The organism is Micromonospora globispora (assembly GCF_003857015.1).
Taxonomy (GTDB): domain Bacteria; phylum Actinomycetota; class Actinomycetes; order Mycobacteriales; family Micromonosporaceae; genus Micromonospora; species Micromonospora globispora.
Genome location: NZ_QGGF01000289.1, coordinates 1 through 556 on the forward strand (window position 1 = coordinate 1; position 556 = coordinate 556).

1 pseudogene is annotated in these 556 nt (G+C 75.0%); it reads right to left on the bottom strand.

Annotated elements, in window-relative coordinates:
• Nucleotides 1-148: 148 nt before the first annotated feature.
• Nucleotides 149-556: pseudogene (locus DKL51_RS14050) on the bottom strand (homoserine kinase); the annotation flags it as partial.

Genomic DNA, 556 nt, shown 5'->3' on the forward strand with positions numbered 1-556 from the left:
GCAGCGCCGGATCCGCAGTGAGCGCGTGCAGCAGCATCGCCGACAGGCCGGCGTTCAGCGCGGCGTCGCCGTGCGGCACAGTGGCCGGCAGGGCGGCCCGGGCGGCCGCGGTGAGGCCCCGCTCCGCTGTGCTGAGTCTAGAGCGTAATCAACTCTTGCGACCTGCGGCAACAGGGTCCCGCTCGGCGTGTCCAAGTCTACCCCGGGCAACCCGGGCACCGCTGACGTCTATGGGCAACCGCCAGAGCTGCCAGTCTGTTCCCGCGTGAAAGCCCTCCGGCGGCTCGGTCAGCGCCAAGACGGTCGGGCCCGCCCCACTGACCACAGCCGCCACACCGGCCGCACGCAGCTCTCTGACCAGGGCCGTCGTCGCCGGCATCCCCTCGGCCCGGTAGTCCTGGTGGAGCCGGTCGACGGTCGCCGGCAGCAGCAGCGCCGGATCCGCAGTGAGCGCGTGCACCAGCAGCGCCGCCCGGCCGGCGTTCAGCGCGGCGTCGCCGTGCGGCACAGTGGCCGGCAGGGCGGCCCGGGCGGCCGCGGTGAGGCCCCGCTCCGC